Source organism: Providencia sp. Marseille-Q8014 (assembly GCF_965112055.1).
In genome coordinates this window covers 1,700,865-1,725,058 of record NZ_CBCOPT010000001.1, presented here as the reverse complement: position 1 = coordinate 1,725,058, position 24,194 = coordinate 1,700,865, and the positions used below count along the sequence as shown (strand labels likewise).

The 24,194-nt window shown below is 37.9% G+C and carries 18 protein-coding genes and 1 tRNA gene; 7 read left to right on the top strand and 12 right to left on the bottom strand.

Annotation, left to right across the window (positions count from 1 at the left end; all coding sequences use genetic code 11):
- Positions 1 to 308 precede the first annotated feature (308 nt).
- On the top strand, positions 309 to 851 hold the full coding sequence (smrB, locus tag ACWPW6_RS07520) for an endonuclease SmrB (RefSeq protein ID WP_154623999.1): 543 nt from the start codon (positions 309 to 311) through the stop codon (positions 849 to 851).
- A gap of 88 nt (positions 852 to 939) precedes the next feature.
- Here the strand turns inward: smrB and sixA are convergent, their stop codons facing one another.
- The 4 genes from sixA to ACWPW6_RS07500 form a co-directional block, all read right to left on the bottom strand.
- Complete coding sequence (gene sixA / locus ACWPW6_RS07515; protein WP_154623998.1) at positions 940 to 1,422, bottom strand: phosphohistidine phosphatase SixA; 483 nt, start codon at positions 1,420 to 1,422, stop codon at positions 940 to 942.
- A 372-nt stretch (positions 1,423 to 1,794) separates the two neighbouring features.
- The gene (gene fadJ / locus ACWPW6_RS07510) at positions 1,795 to 3,972 is read right to left on the bottom strand and encodes a fatty acid oxidation complex subunit alpha FadJ (protein WP_163861081.1); all 2,178 of its coding nucleotides are present in this window, start codon (positions 3,970 to 3,972) and stop codon (positions 1,795 to 1,797) included.
- Complete coding sequence (fadI, locus tag ACWPW6_RS07505) at positions 3,972 to 5,291, bottom strand: acetyl-CoA C-acyltransferase FadI (protein WP_154623996.1); 1,320 nt, start codon at positions 5,289 to 5,291, stop codon at positions 3,972 to 3,974. Before fadI ends, fadJ begins: the two co-directional genes overlap by 1 nt.
- 413 nt (positions 5,292 to 5,704) lie before the next feature.
- Entirely contained in the window at positions 5,705 to 6,001 is a 297-nt protein-coding gene (locus ACWPW6_RS07500) for a YfcZ/YiiS family protein (RefSeq protein ID WP_250000325.1), read from the bottom strand.
- Between the two features lie 352 nt (positions 6,002 to 6,353).
- Here ACWPW6_RS07500 and fadL point away from each other — a divergent pair, with 352 nt between their 5' ends.
- Positions 6,354 to 7,679 (top strand): long-chain fatty acid transporter FadL, encoded by a 1,326-nt coding sequence (gene fadL / locus ACWPW6_RS07495; protein ID WP_250000324.1) that lies wholly within the window; start codon positions 6,354 to 6,356, stop codon positions 7,677 to 7,679.
- Between the two features lie 843 nt (positions 7,680 to 8,522).
- Here the strand turns inward: fadL and mlaA are convergent.
- Complete coding sequence (mlaA, locus tag ACWPW6_RS07490; RefSeq protein ID WP_154623994.1) at positions 8,523 to 9,275, bottom strand: phospholipid-binding lipoprotein MlaA; 753 nt, start codon at positions 9,273 to 9,275, stop codon at positions 8,523 to 8,525.
- Positions 9,276 to 9,828: 553 nt separating this feature from the next.
- Between mlaA and ACWPW6_RS07485 the strand changes: the two genes are divergently transcribed.
- A tRNA-Arg gene (locus ACWPW6_RS07485) sits at positions 9,829 to 9,903 on the top strand.
- A gap of 675 nt (positions 9,904 to 10,578) precedes the next feature.
- Here ACWPW6_RS07485 and ACWPW6_RS07480 read toward each other — a convergent pair.
- The 3 genes from ACWPW6_RS07480 to ACWPW6_RS07470 all read right to left on the bottom strand — a co-directional run bounded on the left by ACWPW6_RS07480 (position 10,579) and on the right by ACWPW6_RS07470 (position 12,692).
- On the bottom strand, positions 10,579 to 10,845 hold the full coding sequence (locus ACWPW6_RS07480) for a MafI family immunity protein (RefSeq protein WP_196713244.1): 267 nt from the start codon (positions 10,843 to 10,845) through the stop codon (positions 10,579 to 10,581).
- Between the two features lie 444 nt (positions 10,846 to 11,289).
- Complete coding sequence (locus tag ACWPW6_RS07475; RefSeq protein ID WP_154624807.1) at positions 11,290 to 11,892, bottom strand: DJ-1/PfpI family protein; 603 nt, start codon at positions 11,890 to 11,892, stop codon at positions 11,290 to 11,292.
- A 293-nt stretch (positions 11,893 to 12,185) separates the two neighbouring features.
- Positions 12,186 to 12,692 carry a P-loop NTPase family protein gene (locus ACWPW6_RS07470; RefSeq protein WP_163861055.1) on the bottom strand — a complete coding sequence of 169 codons (507 nt, stop codon included), beginning with the start codon at positions 12,690 to 12,692 and terminating at the stop codon, positions 12,186 to 12,188.
- Positions 12,693 to 13,563: 871 nt separating this feature from the next.
- On the opposite strand from ACWPW6_RS07470, the gene ACWPW6_RS07465 reads away from it, so the two are divergent.
- From ACWPW6_RS07465 to ACWPW6_RS07450, 4 genes are all read left to right on the top strand, one after another.
- Positions 13,564 to 14,796: a YjgN family protein gene (locus ACWPW6_RS07465; RefSeq protein WP_250000322.1), complete on the top strand. Its 1,233-nt coding sequence runs from the start codon at positions 13,564 to 13,566 to the stop codon at positions 14,794 to 14,796.
- On the top strand, positions 14,793 to 15,833 hold the full coding sequence (locus ACWPW6_RS07460) for a M48 family metallopeptidase (protein WP_196713247.1): 1,041 nt from the start codon (positions 14,793 to 14,795) through the stop codon (positions 15,831 to 15,833). Before ACWPW6_RS07465 ends, ACWPW6_RS07460 begins: the two co-directional genes overlap by 4 nt.
- 853 nt (positions 15,834 to 16,686) lie before the next feature.
- Entirely contained in the window at positions 16,687 to 17,352 is a 666-nt protein-coding gene (locus ACWPW6_RS07455; RefSeq protein ID WP_163861049.1) for a hypothetical protein, read from the top strand.
- A 467-nt stretch (positions 17,353 to 17,819) separates the two neighbouring features.
- The gene (locus ACWPW6_RS07450) at positions 17,820 to 19,133 is read left to right on the top strand and encodes an NAD(P)/FAD-dependent oxidoreductase (RefSeq protein WP_250000320.1); all 1,314 of its coding nucleotides are present in this window, start codon (positions 17,820 to 17,822) and stop codon (positions 19,131 to 19,133) included.
- Between the two features lie 126 nt (positions 19,134 to 19,259).
- Here ACWPW6_RS07450 and ACWPW6_RS07445 read toward each other — a convergent pair whose 3' ends face one another.
- The 4 genes from ACWPW6_RS07445 to ACWPW6_RS07430 all read right to left on the bottom strand — a co-directional run bounded on the left by ACWPW6_RS07445 (position 19,260) and on the right by ACWPW6_RS07430 (position 24,030).
- Entirely contained in the window at positions 19,260 to 19,979 is a 720-nt protein-coding gene (locus ACWPW6_RS07445) for a hypothetical protein (protein WP_250000318.1), read from the bottom strand.
- A gap of 298 nt (positions 19,980 to 20,277) precedes the next feature.
- Complete coding sequence (locus ACWPW6_RS07440; RefSeq protein WP_154621775.1) at positions 20,278 to 20,808, bottom strand: MltR family transcriptional regulator; 531 nt, start codon at positions 20,806 to 20,808, stop codon at positions 20,278 to 20,280.
- Positions 20,809 to 20,912: 104 nt separating this feature from the next.
- The gene (locus ACWPW6_RS07435; protein ID WP_250000316.1) at positions 20,913 to 22,064 is read right to left on the bottom strand and encodes a mannitol-1-phosphate 5-dehydrogenase; all 1,152 of its coding nucleotides are present in this window, start codon (positions 22,062 to 22,064) and stop codon (positions 20,913 to 20,915) included.
- Positions 22,065 to 22,074: 10 nt separating this feature from the next.
- The gene (locus ACWPW6_RS07430) at positions 22,075 to 24,030 is read right to left on the bottom strand and encodes a PTS mannitol transporter subunit IICBA (protein ID WP_154621777.1); all 1,956 of its coding nucleotides are present in this window, start codon (positions 24,028 to 24,030) and stop codon (positions 22,075 to 22,077) included.
- Positions 24,031 to 24,194 lie beyond the last annotated feature (164 nt).

The window sequence follows — 24,194 nt, the reverse complement described above, 5'->3', positions numbered from 1 at the left end:
TTTTTATATTGATAAAACAATTTGTTATGTTTTCTATGACGTCAATCATGCTTAAATGTGATGATAAAAAGTCTCAGTAACACAACAGCTTGATACAGGCGCTACGCCATTAAATATAGCGTTTAGAATAAAAGGTCTATATATGTATATACAATTAGCCTAATAAAACAACGCTTGTCAATATAAACTCGGATATTTAGTTAAAAAATTGTTAGCTAAAGCTTATCTCTCAACGTTATATCCGCCACATCCCAAAATAGGTTACACTAAAGAAAATAAGATTGACGAAAAAAGACAGTTTATAAAAAATGAAAAATAAATTTGGATTACAAGAAGATGATATTCTTCTGTTTAAAGAGGCTATTCGCGGAACCAAAAAAATTCAGCAAGATCAAATGCTGCACCCACCTATTCGCGCTAAAGTGACACAACCTTCTGTAAAAAAAGTACAACAAGAACAAGTTGATGCTTCATTTTACTTTTCAGATGAGTTCCAACCCCAGTTGGAAGATGAAGGTCCTACACGCTATTTAAAACCGGGGTCAAACCCGTATGAGCTAAAAAAGTTGCGTAGAGGAGACTATGTTCCTGAACTATTCCTCGATTTACATGGCCTAACTCAAATGGAAGCTAAACAAGAAATTGGCGCACTAATCGCAGCATGTAAACGCGAAAATGTCTTCTGCGCCTGTATTATGCATGGTCATGGTAAACATATTTTAAAGCAGCAAACCCCACTTTGGTTAGCACAACATCCTGATATTATCGCTTTCCATCAAGCACCTAAAGAATGGGGAGGTAATGCATCTTTGCTACTACTTATTGAAACTCAAGAGCATACTAGACGCTAGCAAGCGACTGTTTAGTCAGTTGAAAAAAAACTTACGTTTAAAAAATTCAAGGCCCCTTAAGGGGCAAATCGATAACATAAATCCGTGATTACTGATTCACAGAAAGCTGTGCTGGACTTAACATCCACTCAAGGTGAGCGTTATGACGTTTCACATCCAACTCAATACATGCAATTGAGGAGGTGATAAACATAGGTGGAGCCTCATGGGGGCATAATTCCGACACCAAATACCCCACCAGCGGTAAATGTGAAACCACCAGCACTGCATTAGCGCCCATTATTGCCAAATCACGAATATGATCAGCCACAAATGCCGCATTACCACCGGGGGTCAACATATCCATGACTGTCGCTTGATGAGGTAAGCTAAGATGTTCTCGCACAACCTGCAATGTTTGTTCAGCACGGACATAAGGGCTAACAAGGATATTATCAATGGCAGGGTTACGTTTATTCAACCATTGAGCCATCAAGGCCGAATCATCTTTTCCCTTCTGGGTTAATACTCTAGCCGCATCACTCGCAGCCTGTAACGCTGCATCACCATGACGCATAATATAAACTTGCATAATCCACCATCTGAGTAGCCTAACGACAAGCATTGGCTAATCTTTTTGTTAATATAATTTGTTGTAAAAGTCACCATCAGTGGGGCGAAGAGTGATTCTGCATCAAACTTCTAGCAAATAAAATGACCTGAGTAGTTTTTTGTCACTGATTTTGTCTGAAAAACACATAAAATTTGGCACACTCTCTTAATCAAGGTATGTCAGGTATTTCATAAACAAATACTATTTTCCAACCGTTTACCTTAACAATAATCGTTCTACTCAACAAATAAAAAGCCTGATAATTGCCAACTGGAGCAAATATATCAGGCCTTGAATTCTGAGTTGTTAATCCGTGCTTTATCTAGTGAGCTAATGATTCTCAATCATCACTTACTGAAAAAATGTCTTATTTTCTTCTGCCATTTTGCATAAAAGCTCACACGGACGGAATTTATCACCATAACGTTCAGCTAGATTATTCATCGTATCCACTGTTTTTTGGATCCCAAGACTATCCATATAACGGAATGGCCCACCAAAGAAAGGAGGGAAACCAATACCAAAGACCGCACCGATATCACCATCACGTGCATTTTGAATAATCTTCTCATCTAAACAGCGAACAGCTTCATTGAGCATAAGCATCACACAGCGTTCAGCAATATCAATTTTACTTAAATGGTTTTTTGGATGCACATTGATTAATGAATAGATGCTCTTATCTACCTGACGTTTTTTAGATTTTTTCCAAAAGCGCAGCTTAGAGGATGGTTGATGTCCATATAAATAAAAACCTTTCCCGTTTTTCTTACCTTTACGGTCATCTTTATTCACTTTGTCTAAAAGATCAGGCGCCTTGAACCTATCACCAAAGCGATTCACTAAAATAGGTAAGATTTTCGTTCCTACGTCAATACCGACTTCATCAAGTAAGTTGAATGGCCCGACAGGGAAACCAAAATCGACTAAAGCACTATCAATATGTTCAATTGATTCCCCAGCCATTAAACATTCGGCAGCTTCACATAAGTAAGGGGCTAAAATACGATTTACATAAAAACCTGCATCATCCCCAACCACGATTGCCGTTTTACCTTGGCGTTTGGCAAACGCCACGACGGTTGCGATCGTTTCATCATCTGTTTTTTGATGGGGGATCACTTCGACTAAAGGCATTTTATCGACAGGACTAAAGTAATGCAGACCAATCACTTTTTCTGGGTGAGCGGCAGGTTCAGCAATTTGATGAATAGGTAACGATGATGTATTTGATGCAAAAATGGCTTTTCCTTGAGTCACATTTTGTACTTCAGTCACCATTTTTCGTTTCAAAGCCAAATCTTCAAAAACAGCTTCAACAACGATATCTGCATGCTCAAAACCTTGATAAGTTAAGGTTCCTGATATTTTCGCCATCACAGCACTACGTTCACGCGCAAGCATTCGCCTTTTATTAACTCTTTGTGTTAATAAATCCCAGCTATACCCTAATGCGTGAGTTACCCCTTTATCATTAATATCTTTGATACGAACAGGAAGGTTACCTTTCATTGCTGTTACAAATGCAATGCCGCCCCCCATCAAACCGCCACCTAAGATACCAATTTGATTAAATTTTAGTGGCTTAGCTGAAGATCCCGTTTCATTTTTCAATGATGTTGTAGCAAAGAATAGACTACGTAAAGCGGCTGATTCTGGTGTCATGACTAACTCGCCAAACGCTTTTGCTTCCGCTTCGTATCCTGCTTTAGCACCTTTTTCAACACCCGTTTTGACCACTTGGATTATCTTTTCTGGTGCAGGATAATGCCCTTTGGTTTTGCGCATCACTGTTTGTTTGGCACTAGAAAAAACTTTATTACGTAATAAACTACTACTGAGTAGCCTTTGTTGCCACGGAAGTGGAGCACGTTGGACTTTGCCTTTTTTAGCCATCGCTATCGCTACATCTAACAAAATGGTGTCCGGTACGACATCATCAACCAGCCCCATTCTCTGTGCCTGTTTTGCGCGTAACTGCCTCCCTGTCAACATCATATCTAACGCATTGGGAATACCAATCAATTTAGGTAAACGTTGAGTGCCCCCAGACCCAGGTAGTAAACCAAGCTGTACCTCAGGCAAACCTAAACGGGTTTTCGTATCATTGGAACAGACCCTAACATGACACGCGAGCGCTAATTCTAGCCCCCCACCAAGACAAGCACCATGAATAGCAGCAACAATCGGCAATGGATAGTTCTCTAACTTATCAAAGAGTTTATGCCCTTCCCGCGATAACTCACTGGCTTCCTCTTTACTTTTACAATCCGCGATCATGCTAATATCCGCACCCGCGATAAAACTGTCTTTTTTACCCGAGGTGATGACTAGCCCTTTTAAGCCAGAAGTCGATTGCGCCTGCTGTAAAATGGCCAAAAATTGTTGTGCAAACTCCGCTTTTAGCGTGTTAACTTTTTCATTCGGCACATCAATGAAAATCACGCCAACCGTTTGAGCGTGAACCTCAAGGCGAAATGCATCTTGGATGCACTCTGCTTGAACTTCGGTTTCCGAATGGTGTGTCATTATTCCACCTCCAAAATCATTGCGGCACCTAAACCGCCCGCAGCACATGCTGTGGTTAAACCAAACCCACCACCACGTCGACGTAATTCATGAAGAGTTTGCGTCACCATACGCGCCCCTGTTGCAGCAAAGGGATGCCCATAAGCAATAGATCCCCCCAACACATTAAACTTATCCATATCTACTTCGCCAATTTCTTTTGATAGCCCCAATTTTTCTTGGGCAAATTGGCGGCTCGAAAAGAGTTTAATATTGGCCAATGTTTGGGCGGCAAAGGCTTCATGCATATCAATTAACGTTAAGTCTTGTAGTGACAAACCTGCCCGTTTAAGGGCTATCGGTGTTGCATAGGATGGACCTAATAACATGTCTTGCCAAACATCGATGGCTGAAAATGCAAAACTACGAATATAGCCTAACGGTGTATAGCCCAACGCTTTAGCACGAGATTCGGTCATCATTAACACAGCGGCAGCTCCGTCTGTTAATGGTGTACTATTCGCGGCGGTGACAGTACCGTGTTTACGGTCAAAGGCTGGTTTTAACTTAGCATAAGACGATAGGATAGAGTTGGTACGAATATTATTATCTTGTGTAAATGCTTGCTTGAATGGAGGCATATATGCCGTCATGACTTCTTGTTGCAACACACCACTTTCCCAAGCTTTAGTCGCAAGCAAATGTGAACGATGGGCAAGCTCATCTTGTTGTTCTCGGGTGATGTGATAGCTTTTTGCCATTTGTTCTGCGGTATCCCCCATGCGCAAACCAGTTGAATATTCAGCAACAGCTGGCGCAACGGGCAATAAATCCTTTAAACGCAATTTAGACATTAATGACAGTTTCTGACCAAAGGATTTGGCTTTGCTCAAAGATAAAAGTGTGGCTGCCAACTTTTTAGATACCCCAATAGGCAATACCGAAGATGAGTCTGCCCCTCCGGCGATCCCGATTGAGATATGCCCTGCCATCATGCTCTCAGCGATGTTCGCCATTGCTTGAAAGCTAGTAGCACACGCGCGTGAAACACTATAAGCATCTGTCGAAACGCTCATGCCTGTTCCTAATACGATCTCCCGTGCAATATTAGGTGCTTCAGGCATCTGTACAACTTGCCCAAATACAAGTTGTTCAATAAGTTGCTTTTCTATACCGGTTCGGGTTAGCAACTCTGCAACAACGGCTTTTCCCAGATCAACTGCTGCAATTCCTTGATATGCTGTCGCTTGCTTGGCAAAAGGTAAACGAAGGCCGCTAATGATTGCGATCCTTTCCTTTGCCGGATAATTGCTTTCACCATGGTGGGAAAGTTGGTTCATGGTAGCTCCTGCTAAAAAGTGATAAAAAGTTTGATGACCTATAAACCTTTCATGTGTACCACGGCAGTAACCTGTTAGACCCATATTTTAAATATGATGGCATATGTGAATAAGCTGTTCCTCTCCCTCTCTTTTAAGAGTTGATAGAGAAAGTGTCACTTTCTTCAACATCACGTTGATAATGTACTACCGCCCAAAGAGGTCTGACCTGTCACCATTGTTAACATAAAATTTACATTCGGAAAATAGCAACATTGAGAAAATGCGAGCTTGCACACAACTTGATGAAGATTAATGAAAGAAAAAAGAAAAGAAACCAAGCGCGGAAAAAGAGATATGTTTACAATAAAGATCCTTCACTATCGTTAAATTTTACCATAGTGAAGGAAATGAAAAGTTAATCATCCGTTTGATTAACGCAAACCTAATTGAAAAATGAGACTTTCTGCTTCACAGCTAAACGTAAAATTAGCCGATAACTCAAACCGACCGTCAACATGGTCAATAGTATGGCTGATAACACAAGGATCTGATTCAACCGACCTTGCTTTTTCTGTCAGTTGTTTCAACATGGATTCTGCCTCTTCTTGGCTTGCGAATACATGCTGATACGACGCAGTGCAATCTTTGTTATCCAAAACTGTACCTACATCTACACAGCAGCAAGCAGCAGTCTCTTCCGCGCTACAACGGTTAATCGCATCAGTCATTTTATTCTCCAAATCAACACACTGTTAAGTGGTTATCATACCGCTGAAAAAGAGGGAAAAACCAGTGTGTCGCCAATAGAATCTCAGACTATCCGCTATAAGTTTGATCTAACCCCATAAATAATCATTAAAAGTAGAATCGCCCTCATCATATGTTGCCATTTTGTTAAATACGTCTCAATTTTGAAAACATTTTAGAGATAAACAAAAAACATACTTGCAACACATGAGGTGGTCAGACCTATACTCTAGTAACTGGTCTGATTTGTCATAGAGGCAAGCGACCCTACAATTCTGCGCTTCTTGCGATAGAAGTCGCCTACTATAAATAATAAACAAGAGGGTTTTGGTCATGAGCCAGAAAAACCTATTTACTCGATCAGCTTTAGCAATAGCAGTGGCAATGATTTCATCCAATGCGGGTGCCGCTGGTTTTTTGCTTAATGAATATTCCACATCTGCGCTCGGACGCGCATTTTCTGGTGCCGGCGCAATTGGCGATAACGCAAGTGAAGGTAGTCGTAACCCTGCTGCAATGATGTTATTCGATCGTCCAGCCATTTCAGTCGGTGCGGTTTATATCGACCCTAGTGTTGATATTAAAGGACGTGGGGCATCTCCTTTAGGAAGTAACTTGACTGCAAATGATATTGCACCAAGTGCACTAGTACCTAATGCTCACTTTATTTTTCCTATCAATGATAAGTGGGCTGTGGGCACATCCATGACCACCAACTTTGGCCTAGCAACTGACTTCAGTAAAAATTATGCTGCTGGCCCTATCGGCGGTAAAACTGACCTTAAAACCGCGAATTTAAATTTAAGTGGGGCATATCGCTTAAATGAGAATTTTAGCTTTGGCTTAGGTGTCAATGCCGTTTATGCCGATGCTGAAATCACCCGCCATGCAGGTGATTTAGGGAAATTAACACCACTACTTGGATTACCACCTATTCCAGCTAGTACCACAACGGCAAAACTCACAGGCGATGATTGGGGTTACGGTTGGAACGCGGGTATCCTCTATGAACTCAATCCGGACAACCGCTTTAGTTTGACTTACCGCTCTAAAGTGACGGTTAAATTTAAAGACGGTAAATACTCAAATGACCTACCAGCCAATTTACCAAGTAACCTGCCATTAGTCGGTACTGGTGGTGAAAAAATCAAAGGTAAACTTGACCTAAACCTGCCTGATATTTGGGAATTCTCAGGTTACCATAAAGTTGCCCCTCAATGGGCACTACACTACAGCGTAGCCTATACTGGCTGGAGCGAATTCAAAGATTTAACAGCATATCGCAGTAGTGATGGGAAAGAATTATTCCACAAGGCTGAAAACTTTAAAGATGCTTGGCGTTTTGCTGTCGGTACCACTTATTACTATGATGATAACTGGACATTCCGTACTGGTATTGCCTATGACGAAAGTCCTGTTCCAACCAAATATCGTTCAATTTCTATCCCAGACCAAGATCGCTACTGGTTAAGTGCGGGGACAACCTATGCATTTAACGAGAATGCTTCTGTAGACCTTGGTATTTCTTATATGTATGGTAAGAAAGTGAATATTTCAGAAAAACTAAGTGAGAGTGATAAAATTCCACTTCCAGCATATCAATTTAAATCTGAAGGATCGGCGTGGCTATACGGTGTGAACTTTAACTATACCTTCTAATCTGCCATTTCAAATATATAACAGGGGGAGTTATTCCCCTGTTATATTTTCTGATACAACAAGATAATCTAAACAACTCAATTGTATTATCAGTAAAAAATTCATCATTGAAGTTTATACAATCTTCCGTAATTTCTTCTACCTATTTCAAAAATTTCTTCACTGTCATTAAACAAAAAGCGCACAAATAAAATAACCTTTTTCGCACTAAAAACACCGTCTTTTCCGAACGATTTAACTAGCATTTGCTTTTCTTGATTAAAAATAAACATGGCATTCTGATTTAAATAGCAAAATACACTACTACGTTCTAGCTAAAAATGGGGATTAACGCCCTTCTAGCCTGAGTTACGCTTGACTTTTACCCAGCTGAATCTATAAATTAAGTTGTAGCTGATTAGTGAAATTCTTATCATTGGCACTATATTCAGCTTACCACTGTAAAACTATTTCAGTTTCTTTTGTATCAATCATTTCGTTGTAAATAGTTTTGCACTTCTTTTTCATAACATCACACACCCTGCATGTTCTTGTCACTATGCTGAGTACAATATAGTTATTGTTTAATTCGGTGTGGTATCACTGACATATAGGCAAAATAAATTAACGTTTAAGCGCTATAAAAAGCTAACCGTTAATGACTAAAGAGGCAAATATGACAACATAGGAGATATTGTATGGGAACATTATTTACGGTTGGCTTTATCGGTGTTTTAGGTGTTATTGCACTTATTGACGCTATCACTTCTCGAGGAAAACGAGGCAATGAATAATACTCTTATCACTCTCTAATGCTTAGTCGCAAAAGAGAGTGATAGCTTCAACTCAGACTTAATCCTTGTTTTAATCAATAGAATCTAATTCGCCTTCAATTGCAGCCGCATTAGGATTTTCTGTAGCTTTCAATTCCCCGCCACTAGACAAGAAATCATTACGCTGGAAATAAGCCTCGCGCATTAGCAAATACGGATCTGATGAATTTTTCAACAACCCGTCGGAATCAAGTAACTGTGACCGCGTTTCAATCCCTTCTAAGGCCCATTTACCTGCTGACATCCAAAATGTTAAATAGCTCAGCATCGGATACAGGTCATCGACTAGATTTCCCCCCTCTTCTCGCGGTGTGAAGCTGCCATACCCTGGCAATACCACATAAGGACCATAACCCACATCATAGTAGCCCAATGTATTACCAAAACGTTTAGGCTCTTCCTTAGCGAGCTGAGGGTTAGCCATTGAAGCAACATCAATAAGCCCGCCAACACCAAATACGGTGTTAAGAAAGAAACGGTTAAAGTGTTTGAAACCTTGAGTGACTTCACCTCGTAGGAAGCTATTTAGCATGCTAGCAGGTTCTTCAAGGTTAACAAAAAAATTGGTTAAACCGTTACGCGCCGGCATAGGCACATAGTCACGCCAAGCAACAGCCACAGGCCTCAACACATAAGGATCTAACACATTGTAGTTAAAATTGAACATTGCTCGGTTAAAACCTTCGAGCGGATCTGAACGCTCCTGAGTTTCAGGATTAATTGAGCTCGAGCACCCAGCAAGCAAGACTCCCGCAAGAAGCATGCCACTCATGCGAAACTTCATAATACTCTCCATTCCCTGTACCACAGTCATGGCACTTTTCTTCGAATTATAAACCAATGTGTTTATATTAAAACCAAATAGATATAATTGTTAACCAATTTGAGTGCTCAAAATGACCAAGCAGCAATAATGTTAATTATACCCTATTTAAGTGAGCTTTTTTTATAAGAAAAGTGATCAAATGCACGATTGGTTAAGTCTGAGACCGTATCGTAGACAATAAATGGGTAACTTACGGTTATTTTGACTAATTATTTTATTGTTTCTGAGCTACAGCCCTGTTGAGTCAGATTGTTTATTTTTCATTCTATTCACCAGACCAATATAAGCCCTGTTTTCTTTCTAAACACATTTTTTACATCACCTAATGGATAGCGACATTAGGAATATGCCGCTAAATTGGCTACTTTTATATCTTAGACATCACATTGAACAAAAGTTAACCTAACGTCTTTTTTTTGCGCTTTTACAAAAGAAATTCAACGTAACAACTTGATTCAATTAGAAGTCAGAAGTAGAATGCCGGACGTTAACATTATAATACTTTCTTTGAGTCCCCTTAGTTAAATGGATATAACGAGCCCCTCCTAAGGGCTAGTTGTAGGTTCGATTCCTGCAGGGGACGCCATGACAAGCTAAACCAAACTATTCCCACCTAAACAAAAACCTTACCAAACCAATCACAGCAACTCTATGCTATACCGAACTAAACAAAGCTAAACTGACATAAACAAACTTCTGGGGGGAGTATTGGGGGTATCGTATATTCTGCTCGATTTCAATACCCCCAATGAAGCTAAAAATTAAACAAGTAAAAACGGCAAAGCCTAAAGATAAATCATATCGACTTTCTGATAGTTTGTTTATCCACCAATTGATAATCACTGTGCATTTCGGTTTCATTAGCATTCACCGAAGCCGTGGTATTCAACTCGCTTCCAATACCGCGGCTTAAACTGCCATCCTGTTGCTTTGAGTTGCGCTTGTCGGTGGCTTATGAAGGTATTTTTGAATAAAAAGAGAAGTCAATAAGAGGATTAGATGCGGCAATTAACACCAACGACTAAAGAAAAATAGGGGTCAAAACCAGACAGTATACAGAGGGTTACGTCCCCAACCAAAGTAAACCTACCCCCAGCCCGCAACTGATATTTAGTGGTAAGTGGTTGAAAGATATGGGGATCTGAGGTAGGCAGTCACTATCCCCTCACTCGGCAAGCCGGACAATTGATTATCCGGCTGACTGAGAGCGAGTTAGATCGCTAAGGAAGCTCCCAGTGTGGAGCTGAGATTTTTTAATTTACTATTTTTTCAATATCAGCTCTTTCATATGTAGCAAGCTAATATCATTGGTATTAATTTTTAGCTCATTACTGATTTGAATTGCTATATCATATTCCTCTGGCGTTATAAGGATTTCGTATTCACTTATATAGTCACAAATAGTTTCAAACGCTAGACCTCTTTCATCATACTCTATGTAATTAATAGCATCTTGTAATAATTCTGTATCTAAACGTTCGAAAAACAGTGATCCAAAATTTTTAATTTGAGCATCTAACTTATTCATGATTTATAGTTCTCACTTAATTGGCTTATATGCTTTAGATACTGGATTTTAATCAGGAAATACAATTATTACTTTACCTGTCTCAGGTAAGTAAACAACTCGAATTCTAACACCATCTCGTTCTTCGTAAGCACCCCATCTAGCAGCCTTTCCTTTGCTAGTAGATTCTCCTCTGGCTCTGGTTTGAGCATACCATTGAGTCGTGGGTGATATTCTTATATCGCCAATTTCATGAATAATTTTTTCTGCTTGCCCGTTAGATGGAATGGCATAGATACGTTAGAGAGTTACAGGCATTTTCTGAGCGAGAAGATTCACAAGTGAAATAAAAAAGGCCACACAATGGCCTGTACCCTTTACGTTAAATTAAAAGCATCCAACTTTTTGGGGCAAATCAAATGCGCCCTATTCTATATTTTAAATACTCACCAACGTAAAATGACACTATATTTTGGCTTCTGCGATCGCATCTACAATCATTTTTTCATATAACTCGTGTTGGTTTGCGGGGAGTATCTGGCGATGCATTTCTCGGCGTTTATTACTATCAAAAAGCTTTTCTGCAATCCATCCCGTTAAATATAATGCCGATAAACAACCACCAGCAGTACCAATATTACCACGAATAACAAGAGGCTTATCTTCAACATCTGCCCCCATGCTTATCAATGCATTTTTTGCATCTGGGTGTGTCGTCGCTTGGGTATTATCCAATAGGCCAAGTTGATGCAAAATAAAGGAACCTGCACAAATAGAACCAATAATTTGTCGCTGACTATCAAGCTTAAAAGATCGCATAAAATCTTCATCTGCAAGGGCATTAGGAATACCTTGCTGGCCACTACTAAATAAAACAACATCAGCTTGGTTTGCTAATGAGACATGTCCATCCGTGTCGACTTTTTGCCCAAGCGTCGAGGTGTGATAAGGCTTGGTTCCCAAAACGCTGACATTCCAGTCCTCACGACAACGACCAAAAATATCCCGCATCAAAAAATAATCAATATCCGTAAACTCATCGAAAATAACAATCGCGACATTAAACATTCTGACCTCTTACTCAATAATTACCTATTTCCATAATAATATTTTATGTCGCAAAAAAAAGTGGATGCTAAAAGTAGAGCATTTTTGGATACGCTGATATTCATTTCCTTTTTATGACGAATATTCAGAATAACCAAGCATGTGCTCTAGACTCGCATAACGCATCCTAATTCACACTGTACACTAATACATACGTTATGTGATTATACGGAACTACTGAAGAGTTGAGCTTATAAGGACCACTTAAAGGTTACTATTTGCAACATAGGAAATGACATTACTCCCCTTTCATACTATGCAGTTTCAATGAAATGTTTGTTAATTGCCAGTGAGCACTGGTTGATATCATTCACTTCAACCACTTTTTGAAGTAGTGATTGATTTGAATTAAAAAAGATATCTAGCTTGTTATCAAATTTCTTTGCAAAACGAAGCAATTCAATTGTGTTTAGCAACGTTTCCTTAGGTTTTTGTCTTGCGATTCTTGCTAATAGAAACCGCTTTATTATTCTGAACGCACATACCCTATATGGGGTCTTTAATCTGATAATCAAAGAACACTCTTCAAAGAATGGGGTCATTCGCCGGTCATAAGCCCCTTCAACTATCCAACCTCCTTGAGATTTTATGTCAGAAATCAGTGAATTCATCACTTCCTGAGTATTCTTAATGTATTCTCCGTTGCTTTTATCCCAGTACACATCATCATACGCATATGCGGGTGTATTAAATTTAATTGATAATTTTTTAGCTAATGTTGTTTTACCTGCACCGGAAATACCAATAATACAAACCTTCACTAAAACCTCACTAACTCATAGTAAATCACAAAACAACAAAGCCTATCTAAGGGCTCGTTATATCCATTTAACTAAAAAGATATAAATTACCTTACAACGTTCGGATGTTTCTTGCTGCTAACTGAATTGACATTTTAAATGGTGAATAAAATTAACCATAATTAATATCTTCTAGTCTAAATAACCTATATCTATTTTTCATGATTCATTAGCTAAGTAACATCAATACAAATCTTCTATCTCTATAAGAGATATCCTTTGTATCTGGTAGCTACTGTACAACCTCTTATTCTATTTCCTTAGATAAATGGAGAGTGACAACTATCCATATTAAACCAACATAATCGATAAATCAAAAATGCTATTGTCGCCAAATATAAAAGAAATACTTATAGTATCGGTACCCTCTATATCTAAAAAGAACACATTCTATTTCATGACAAAACTCATCAAATCCAGATGTGTTTCACATAAAGTATGAGCAATACCGTGTATTCACTCAAAATAGGATAATTCTTGAATTCACTATTTTACCCTATTAATGTCAATAAAATAACCATAAATTATCCTTTTATGAAGATAACCCTCCACATGATGATTTATTTATATTGAGTTTCACTTAATAATAATTTAGATTAAGTCACAAAATTTGTGATTGGTAAAATTGGGAATTTACACCTTTAACGAATAAACTGTTGAGTCATATTTAGCTTACTGTGTTTTATACTGAAAATTCATTTCCACTATTATTTTCATCTAAATATACATCACTATGCGTTATATCTCATTAGTTTCAACCTAATTGTCTACGTGTAAGTTACTTTTTACTCCTCAAGCGTGCTATAAATAAAACATAAATAGAGTGATCTTTATGGAAAATGTAACAAAAAACCTTTTGGATATTGATATTGAAAAGGAAGATATGCGTAGTCAAGTCCATCATGTTAAATTTCATGGTGATAATACTGAGTATTTCTTTATATGGATAGTGAATGTTTTATTGACGATACTCACTCTAGGTATCTATTCAGCGTGGGCCACCGTCAGAACCCGACGCTACTTCTTAGGTAACACTGAGATTAATGGCTCACGCCTTGAATATCATGCTTCACCTGTAAGTATTCTAATATCTAGGATTATTATATTTTTCTGTTTTGCATTATATTTAGTCGTTAACTATATTTACCTACCAATAGCATATGTTATTCTGTTTTTATTTTGCTTGATGCTACCTTACTTTATTATTCGCTCATGCCGTTTCCATGCCATTATGACAAGCTATAGAAATGTAAGATTTAATTTTCTCGGTAGCTATAAAAAAGGGTATTGGCACTTTCTCATTCTTCCACTCTTACTTTTATTAGTTGGCGCAGGTGTTTCTTTCTTAATAGGAAATATTGTAAGTTTAATCATTATATTTAATTCATCGAATAGCTATGACCATTTAAATTATAGTAAATATTTAATCGGCACATACGTTACTTTATTTTTAATCGTTATCTCTATATATGTAGTTTCCGCAATAAGAACAAAACAATTGTATGAGTATTTTGCCAATAACTTTTACTTTGGAAAATCCGCATTTAAGCTACAAATGAATTATCGAGCAGTTGCTAAAATTTATAGTATCGCGTTTTTAATACTGCTCCCTTTCATCATCTTAAGCGGGTTTAGCATCATCTCTATAGCAGAGGCCATTGCAATATACAAAAACAGCGCCAGCGAATCGGAAATGCCTATTTTCATGTTTTTATTCATATATCTGTACTTTTACGTGGGGTTGTTACTCTCTTATAGTTACATTCACCTCATGATGAGACGTGAGTTTTTCAATAAATTAGAGTTCAGTAACGAGCTAAAATTTAGCTCATCCATAACCTATTTTTCTTATCTTATTCTACTGTTCTCTAATAGTCTTATTATTATATTTACGCTAGGGCTAGCGACACCGATTGCTCAAATTCGCTATGCACGATATTTCGCCATAAATACTAAAATTACAGGTGATATGTCTCTAGAAAATGAACTCGCTCATGATGAGACTGATGCCAATTCTTTTCATGATGAAACGCTTGATTCCTTCGACTTTGGATTATCGTTGTGAACATAGCGGGTGAATATACTTATAATAAAAAGGCACTGAAACACAGTGCCTTTATTGAGTTAGATAATGATAAGCATCAAATCATCCTTCATGTAAACGATGAAGTTAAAACATATTCATATCAAGATATTCGTTTATCAGAGCCGCTAGGATCACTACCAGACTCTATCTATTTTTCTGATGGTGGATGCTTTATATGTGAAAAAGAGCAAAAGTTACGTAACAAGCTTGTTTTGAAAAAAAGCAAGCTCCATTTTGGTGTTATTCACTTTTTAGAACGCTATAAAATGGCTAGCCTTTATTTACTCGCCTGTATTATTCCTATGGTATATCTCTTTTTCCAATTCTTTCTGCCATCAATGGCATCGGTTATTGCTAAAGAGACGCCTGTTCAAATTCAAAAGGACCTTGGTCAAGAAACACTTGTCCTGTTAGATAAAAGTGTACTTGAACCAAGTAAATTGCCATTAAAAAAGCAGCGAGAACTTAAAGCCCTATTTGACAGAATTACGCCTAAAGAATTTAATCACTATCAGTTAAAGCCACAGCTTATTTTTAGAGACTATCCGAAACAAGCCAACGCCTTAACATTAACTGATGGTACAATTATTATTACTGATGAGCTAGTTAACTTAATTGAAGATGAAAATGAACTCGTTTCCGTTTTATTGCATGAAATGGGGCACCATTATCATCATCACATAATGAACTCTTTAGTGAATTCGTCATCGTTAAAATTTGTCAGCATGTGGATATTGCGTAAATCATCGGGAATTGAAGAGATATTGTTAAATTCAGGTAATCAATTAATGGCATTGAACTACTCTCGAGATATGGAATTAGAAGCTGACCAATTTGCCATTGAGCATATGTTAAAACAAGAACGGCCATTAGCGATGATGGAGTCAATATTTATAAAGTTGGCTAACATATCACCTGAAATGAATAGTAAGTTATTAAGTACCCATCCTCTATGGAAAGAGCGCTTAAATATGATAAATGCGTCTAAAACCAATAATGAGAGTGAAAAACACTAATAACCTCCCTTGATTAATCACTAAATAGAGAATTCCCGCTAAGATAGGGATTCTCTATTGCCCTATTGGCAAAGAAACCAGCAGATACCTGATGATTAATGGAAGATTTATACATTCGCTAGAGACAGTATTTATGAAAATACTATGCCTCGTTTTATGACTCTATGACCACACGAGTACTCTCTGTTTTCTGTGAAATTAAATTTTCTTCTCTATCAAAAAGTAAATTTATGTTATATCTATGAGCTTTAAATCTTATTTATCCTCATAATTATGCTATTAGTCTCCATCATATATCATCGTTAGCACAAGATGCTATTATGCAAGATTAGATGAAATACGTATCCGTGCCATTTAATCAAAACAAAAATAGTTGGTTAAATGGAATCTTGACTTACTCCCCGATACTCGGCTTTAAATCAAAATACGAGTGAAGATTGATTTGCATTTAGTAGCCTCGCCGACTTGTCATGATTGAATAAGCTGCCGCCTACAGTGCCAATCATCATCGCCCTATTGTGTAGGCTTTTAGCTGCTGTATGGATAGTATGAGTTCTTTACAACATGATCATCCATAAAGCGATGTTTTATGTTTAAGACCCTAACGCGACTTAAACTGGCTAAAGCCATAATAAAAATACTGCGGTGCGACCTATTCTATATTTTAAATACTCACAATTACATTTAGACACTTTTTAAACATTAATAAGTCATTGATAATTAATTAAATAGTCATGATTATGGCCAATGATATGAAATTACTTTTATAGAACATTTTTATATTTAATTTGATTTTCCCTTAATTGTATAACATGATGTAATTAAATAATATTTCTCTCATTGGACTATGAAAATGTCTTTTTTAGAATCATCATTTAAATACATTACAGACAGTAAGAATATAAAATTAATAGTGATTGTAGCAATTTTAAGTTGCGTAGGGTCATACTTTGCTATCGATGAACTGATTATTAAAGAGAAAGTTTCCCGTATAGAAGAGTTAAATAAAGATAAAAATCATTTGGCTAGTCAATTAAAAGACATTCAAAATCGCTTAGAAAAACAAATCGATAGCGAAGACTCTAGGTTAGAAAAAAACGTAGCTAATGTTAAAGCTTTATATAATGAAGTCATTACAGATTTAAACCGAAAGAATAATCAATTAATGCAAGAGAGGGATACTCTTACTTCACAGTTAGCACAAAATGCACATACTACGCAATTAGAAATCAATAAAAGAAATAATGAAAACATTCTTGCGCTCAGACAGACACTAAATTCCGTTGAAAAAAATATCCATACCCTTTATCTGACTCATTCTAGATTAAGCTCAGAATATGGATATTCACAGAAAGAGTGCGAAAAAAGAGGGAGTGATTTTTACGGTAATATTTGTGAGCAATCATCTAAGTATAAAGCTGAATTAGACTCACTGGGAGAACAAATTAAATCTCAAGAGCAACGTCGAAAGTTTATTCAAGAAGAAATATTATCTATTCAACGAGGGGCAATAAATTAGTCAATAACGATAATATATCATATTAAAAATTATTATAGCTTTATTTCCAGATGAAATATAACCTATCAGGGAATAAAGTTTATTTTAATTTAACTGATAATAAATAATTTTAGTTATCAAAATATGACTTACCGGCTACTGGGTAGAGAATGTCTGATAATGCAGGTGTCATCTACTTGCCTATTATCATTGGATGAAATATCGAGTTATAACCAGTTGTTCGTTGTTGATACACGATCGATGTGACACGTTCGTCATAGATACCATTCATTAAAGCGATACGATTTTCTTTGCTTACAGATTATCCTAATAGCGCCTTTGCCTTATTTCAAGTTGAGTTTTCTTCACTATCAAAAAATCAGATTTACGCTATAGTCATGATCTTTCGGTGTTATTTAATCTTTTGATTATGATTTAAACACGTCCATATCAGCTATATCAATATCAGATACTATTAGGCAAAATCGATGAAATACGCTTCAGTGCCATTTAATCAAAATAAAAATGGTTGGTTAAAAGAAGGTTTAGTGATCAATACCTACCCTACTCTAAATAACGATACTGATGCAGATTGGGTCGTTGTTGGTTCAGGCTATGCAGGTCTCTCTTTTGCTAGAAGGCTCGCGCAAAATAACCCGAGCCTAAATATTATTCTGATTGATTCAGCAACCGCGGTTGACAGTTCATCGGCAAGGAACTCCGGATTTATTATTGGATTGCCTCATAATATTGGTAGCTCGACTGCTGAATTAAAAAAGGCACAATTTTATCGTTCATTACTTGAAGAAGGTATAAATCAACTCACGGCATTAATAGCGCAATTTAATATCGAGTGTGATTGGGAAAATGTAGGCAAATATCACTGCCAAGTCGATACCAAAAACCAACGTGTGTTGCAGGAATATGTTGAGAACCTTAATCTTATGCATGAGTCTTATCAACTCTTAGATAAAGACGCTCTGTATCAAAAGCTCGGTACGCATTTTTACAATAAAGGCATCTATACGCCTAATTCAATTTTGGTCAATCCTGCCAGCCTCGTGGTCGGCCTAGCAAATAGCCTTCCGGAAAATATCACCATTTATAATAATACCCCTGTCATGGCGGTTCACACAGCGAAAGTACATACGATTTTTACGCCCTACGGTAATATTCGGACGCCCAATATCATGCTAGCCACCAATGCACTTTCTCGCGAATTGAGACCTATAGCGAATTACCAAGCCGCTATGGCAACGTTTGCAAGCATTAGTGCGCCACTGACCCTTGAGCAGAGACAGAGATTACCTGCAATGAATAGTTGGGGATTAACACCTGTGAATGCTATTGCAGGCGCGACCTTACGTTATACTCAAGATCACCGTTTATTAATTCGTCAACATGTTACCCCTGCTTTAAAAGGCCGTATAACAGCCGAACAAACCTATCAAGTGACGCAACAACACAAGCAGCTCTTTAATAGAATTTATCCGCAATTATCAGATGTACCACTGGTTAATACTTGGTCTGGTACCATTAGTGTCACCCGCAATGGAGCACCTGTTTGGGGGAAATTAATGCATGGGGTTTATAGTGCCGGAGGCTGTAATGGTGCAGGTATATCTAAACAAACGATAGCAGGTACATTACTCGCTGATTATGCTTTAGGCATTGAGCATCCTTTAATTGAAGCCATGAATGCACTTGGTAAGGCAAATTACCTTCCCCCATCCCCCATTTTAGACATTGCAATTAGTACATCTTTAATGAAAGAAAGGTACCTTGGTAGACGTGAAATGTAACAATAATGTCGTTATAAATAATCACATACGCCATACCGTTTATAGAGGCTATTAGGATAGCCTCATAAGATAATCTTATTGGGTTATCTCATAAGCTGAATAATATAAAGTATAGGATTTTTAATTTTATGTATTCAAAAAACCATCAAGATAATCTTTTAATTCATTAACAAGGTTTACTAAGCCATCAGAAGAGCTACCTTTAACCCTATATACATCAAAGCGTTTAATTATTCCCATTAAAGTCTTAATCACCGTTATTATCATAGTAATCAATTCTTTTATTTTTAGAATTAATGATAGTAATTCATTTAACTTTTCTAAAAAATCGTTCAAACGTGAAATTTCTTTGTTAATACGTTCAGTCACTTCATCTAAAAAAGGCAAGAAGTGATTAACGTCCTTTACTTTATCAGTATAAACTGACATGAGTGATGCTTTTTGTAACACTAGGTTATTTAAATTATTTTCAAACCCTCCAATGGATTTTTGTATTTGCGCTTTATAGATTGATTGATGATTTATTTCATCATCAATAGCGATTGCCGAAAAACTGTTTTTTGTCTCTATCTCTAAGTGATTAGCCTTATCACATATCATGTTAATGCTAGCTAATACCGCATCCCCAAGTATCGAGTTTCTCTGTGTTTGTTGGAACATAGGTAGTAAGAGGTTCACATCAATAACGAGTGAGCTTATGACCGTATTCAATCTAAGCATGGCGTCATGGCTATATGCTAACACCTTCGTGGTATAATTTGTTTCTGAATCCGGTAACGTTGAGTTAATCGTGTTAATTTCTTGATAGCGTGTATCAATGTTTATTTTTGTTATTGCCGTTGACATAATAACCTTCTCCTTTAATGATTTAGAATTATGACTCATTACATTTCCCGAGTATTGATGACCAATAAAAAATGATTCTTATCTAAGGTAGCCTAAGACATTTCTCTATATAAAAGTCATATTAAAGCATTAATTCTTATAACGAATAGCATGATTTTTTAACTTATAGATAAGCTAACTCTGGCTTTAAACAGAAAGAGAATATTATCTTTATGGCGAGTTTGTACAGAATAGAAAACATAATAGATTCATCTATTATGATGGTTGTAATAAGAATCACTGAAAAGGTGTTATTGAATTAAAAAACCTCAGTATCTAATATCTGAGAAATTAAAGAGGTCACTGAAAGCACTAATGCTGATTTAACCATCTCTTGATAGCGATATTTTTGTAAGTCAATTAATTGTTGGTCAATTAAATCTTCAGGTAAATTAAACAGCATCATTTCAGGTAAGGGGTCAATGCAATGCAGTGTTTTTATTGGTCCAATAATCTCATCATCAGTAAAAGCCAATGGCAATTGTTCTGTTGAGAGAACTTCATTTAATGCAAGAAAAAGTTCTATATCTTCATATAATTCGCGAGAAATAGCCCCTAAGGCAAATAATAATTTTAAGCGTACAGAGAGTTTCCCTAATGGACCGTTGCCTTCAAGGAGTGGCTCAACAGCATATTTAACCGCATAATCATCTTTGCGAAAAACCTTTAGCATCAGTTGATCAATGGCTTCGGTGATCAGAACAATCACTTCCTGAATAAATGGCCTGATATCTGAATGTTTATTCAGCCTTTCAAGGACTTGATTTTCTGTATACTGTCTATTTTCCATAATGACTCTTTACACCACTTGGTAGCTGAAAATTCAACAACTACCAAGTGATAAGTTGACTACCTTTATAATTTTGAGGCTATAAAAAGAATAAAGCTATCCATTTATTTATTCATGTGCTGGTATTCATGACAAATAGCTTGAACCAACTGTGGGTGATCGACTAACCCACAGAATCGCTTAACAGCTTCATCGACTCCATTTTCGCTAATATATTTAGCCATTTCAACTGCTTGAGGATCAGCTTCACTCCTAAAATGCAAAGCAGCAGCAATACCAATGACTAAATAGTGATTCGCTAATTGGTATTCAAGGGTGCCAAGTAACGGTTTAATTAGCCTATCTTCAGGACTGAGTTTACGCATAGGCTGGCGTCCGACTCGCTCAACATTGTCATGGAGGTAAGGATTAGCGAAACGCTTTAAAATTTTATCTATGTATTGTTGGTGCTTGATAGGATCGAAGCGATAGCGTTGAATTAAGACTTGCCCACTCTCCTGCATGGCTCCTTTCACAATCTCTGCAATCTGCGGATCATTGATCGCATCGTAGACCGTCTGATATCCCTTGAGTTGCCCCAAATACGCTGTAATTGCATGCCCAGTATTTAGAGTAAATAGCTTACGCTCAACGAATGCCAGCAAATTTTCTGTCAGCTCCATTCCCTTGATTTCAGGAATGTCGCCAACAAACTGTGTTTGATCCACGATCCATTCACTAAATGTCTCTACCGTTACATCGAGCGGGTCATCGTTTGCCGCCTCCATAGGAGGTACAATGCGGTCGACAGCAGAATCTACAAAGCCAACATTTTCCTCTACCCATTGATGCATTGAATCGCAAAGATGAGCTAACACATGCTGTTTCAGCTGGCTTGTTCCTCTTACCATGTTTTCACAGGCAATAATATTCAAGGGTTTACTGTTGCCGATTTCCCTTCGTTTCTGTATACCTTTTGCCAATGTTGCTGCAATTTTTTCTAATATTTGAGGCCCGACAGCAGTCGTCACCATATCTGCAATGGCGATATGCTCCACTGTTTTTGGATCCATACTGTTAACCGCATTCACTCGTTGAACTTTTTCAACGATATGTTCTTCACCAACCACATGGACTTGATAGGACTGCTGATGTGCTAATTGGTCAATAAGCTGTTGATTAATATCTGCAAAAATCATTTCTGAATTTGCATCTGCTAATAGTTTGCCGATAAATCCACGTCCAATATTACCTGCACCAAAATGAATGACTTTCATAGCAATCTCCTTAAGCGGCACTTTGTGTTGATAAAATATCGAGAACTTCCTGAACACTCTGAGTTTTGCAGAGTTTTTCAATCATTCCGTCTTCATCAAGTGCAGAGGTAATTTTTGTAATGACTTGGATATGTTCATTATTACGGGCAGCAATTCCTATCACTAAATGGGCAATATCTTCTGGTTCATCACCGAATCGAACACCAGTAGGGTACTGGCAAATAACAATGCCTGTTTTTAATACGCGTGCCTTCGCTTCAATTGTGCCGTGTGGTACCGCGATAGACTCGCCTAAATAGGTTGATGTTAACTTTTCTCTTTCTAGCATCGCCTCCACATATTCAGGTTCAACATATCCCCCTTCAACGAGCTTTTCTCCCGCAAAGCGAATGGCTTGTTCTTTATTCGGTGCGCTTAAATTAAGATGAATATGCTGTGAACTGAGAGTAAACAATGCTTCTTCTTGCTCTTCTGGATCATAATGTTCATCGTTTGCCGCGATTAGCGTTTGTTTAATCAAGCGACTGTCATTCGCGGCGTGTGGGCTTTTTTCAGCAATAAGACGCGTGATGAGGTCATTATACGTTTGGCTATCTAAAAAATTTGTCAGTGAGATATGAAGTGCATGAGGCGCATAGTTTTTTGCTCGTGCAGTTAAATCTCTATGTGTCACAACAATATCTACATCGGCAGGGAGATCATTAATTGCCATATTGGTCACTGCAATTTCATTTAGCCCAGCATCACGCACTTTCTTCGCTAAGACTCCGGCACCCATCGCACTGGACCCCATTCCTGCATCACAGGCAACGATAATTTTGCGAACCTGACTCAAATTTGCTGTCTGGTTTGCTACAGCCTTGTCACTTTTTCCACTTGAAGATTTCGATTGCGCTTTCATTTCACGCATTTTTTGCGTTGCGTTACCAAGCTCATCTTCATCCCCTAAACGCGTTCGTTTTAATAAAATAGCCGACACTAAAAATGAAACTAATGTGGCACTCGTGACCGATAAAATCACACCGATTAATGATGATTTCGGCGTCATCAGCAATACGGCAAAAATAGAGCCTGGAGATGCTGGTGAAACAAGCCCCGCATGAAAGATGCTCATCACAAATACGCCCGTCATTCCACCAAGAATAACAGCAATAATTAATCTCGGATTCATCAACACATAGGGGAAATAGATTTCATGTATTCCGCCAAAAAAATGGATAATCGCGGCACCGGGCGCTGATTGTTTCGCATTGCCTTTACCAAAAAACATATAAGCCAGCAGTACGCCTAAACCTGGACCTGGGTTTGCTTCAATTAAAAAGAAGATGGATGCCCCTGTTTCTGTGGCTTGCTGTATCCCTAAAGGAGAAAAAATACCATGGTTAATCGCGTTGTTGAGAAATAAGATTTTGGCTGGTTCGACAAATATTGAGGTCAACGGTAATAGATTATGGGCCACCATCACATTGACCCCAGCGGAAAGTATTTTGGATAAACCTTCCACTAAAGGACCAATCGCAAGGTATGCAAGAATGGCGAGCAGCATCCCGATAATGCCTGATGAAAAATTATTCACCAACATCTCAAAACCTGTTTTGACTTTGCCTTCAATCCAGCGGTCAAAACGACGGATTGCAAATCCTCCTAATGGACCGGCTATCATCGCTCCCATAAACATTGGCATATCCGCCCCTACGATAACCCCCATAGTGGTGATCGCCCCAACAATGCCGCCACGTTCGCCACCCACTAAGCGACCGCCAGTATAACCAATGAGTAAGGGAAGAAGATACGTGATCATCGGGCCGACAAGTTGCGCCAACGTGTCATTTGGCCACCAGCCCGTTGGAATGAAGAGCGCGGTAATCAACCCCCACGCGATAAAGGCACCAATATTAGGCATAACCATGTTACTCAGGAAGCGCCCAAAATTCTGTACCTTTAATTTGACATTTGATGTTACCATAATAGAACCCCGTGGTACGAAAATGATACGGTTATAACGTTATCGCCAAATAACGTTTGTGATTTTTGAACAGTTTCACTCTAGCATGACCGCTATCGGATGCGTACCACGCGGGCTTTTTGTGATTGATATCACTATTCCCCCCTCACTCCCCCTATGTTTTT